This is a genomic window from Arthrobacter sp. 05L417 (assembly GCF_056397865.1).
Map to the genome: position 1 here is coordinate 1 of NZ_JBFTOG010000088.1, position 1,372 is coordinate 1,372.

Annotated in this window: 1 pseudogene; it reads left to right on the top strand. The window is 64.1% G+C overall.

From position 1 onward, the window contains the following. Nucleotides 1–14: 14 nt before the first annotated feature. Nucleotides 15–1,372: pseudogene (locus tag AC1DJW_RS26405) on the top strand (pyruvate dehydrogenase (acetyl-transferring), homodimeric type); the annotation flags it as partial.

The following is a 1,372-nucleotide window of genomic DNA, read 5'->3' on the forward strand; positions in this document are numbered from 1 at the left end:
AAGAGAGGTTGGACGTGGCTGCAGGAGAAGAGACCTCACACATCCTTAGCGGGTTGACTTCCCAGCTGCCTGATCGTGATCCGGAAGAGACTGCCGAGTGGGTTGAGTCTTTGGATGCGTTGATCAGGGAGCAGGGCACGGAGCGGGCGCAGTTCATCATGCGCAGCCTGCTTCAGCGGGCGGGGTCCCAGTCGGTGGGGGTGCCGATGGTGACGACCACCGATTACGTGAACACGATCCCGGCGGACCAGGAAGCGCCGTTCCCGGGCAACGAGGAGTTCGAACGCCGGTACCGGGCGTACATGCGCTGGAACGCGGCCGTGATGGTGCACCGGGCACAGCGCTCCGACATCGGGGTGGGCGGGCACATCTCCACCTACGCCGGAGCGGCGACCCTGTACGAGGTCGGGTTCAACCATTTCTTCCGCGGCAAGGACCACCCCTCCGGCGGGGACCAGGTCTTCTTCCAGGGACACGCGTCCCCGGGCATGTACGCCAGGGCGTTCATGGAAGGCCGGCTCACGGAGCAGGACCTGGACGGGTTCCGGCAGGAAAAGTCCAAACAGGGCCACGCCCTCTCCTCCTACCCGCACCCGCGCCTGATGCCCTCCTTCTGGGAATTCCCGACCGTGTCCATGGGCATCGGCCCGATGAACGCGATCTACCAGGCCCAGTCCAACCGCTACCTGCACGACCGCGGCCTCAAAGACACGTCCGAGCAGCAGGTCTGGGCGTTTTTGGGCGACGGGGAAATGGACGAGCCCGAATCCCGCGGCCTGCTCCAGCTCGCCGCGAACGAGAACCTGGACAACCTGAACTTCGTGATCAACTGCAACCTCCAGCGCCTGGACGGGCCCGTGCGGGGCAACGGGAAGATCATGCAGGAACTGGAGGCGTTCTTCCGCGGCGCGGGCTGGAACGTCATCAAGGTCGTCTGGGGCCGGGAATGGGATGACCTGCTGGCCAAGGACACCGACGGGTCCCTGGTGAAGATCATGAACGAAACCGTGGACGGGGACTACCAGACCTACAAGGCCGAATCCGGCGGGTTCGTCCGCGAACACTTCTTCGGGAAAACCCCCGCCACCAAGGACATGGTCGCGGACCTGGACGACAACCAGATCTGGAACCTCAAACGCGGCGGCCACGACTACCGCAAGGTCTACGCCGCGTACAAGGCCGCGACCGAATTCAAGGGCAAACCCACCGTGATCCTGGCCAAGACCGTCAAGGGCTACGGACTCGGACCCCACTTCGAGGGCCGCAACGCGACCCACCAAATGAAGAAACTCACCATGGAGGACCTCAAGGCCTTCCGCGACCACCTGCGCATCCCCATCACCGACGAGCAGCTCGACACCGATCTGTACCG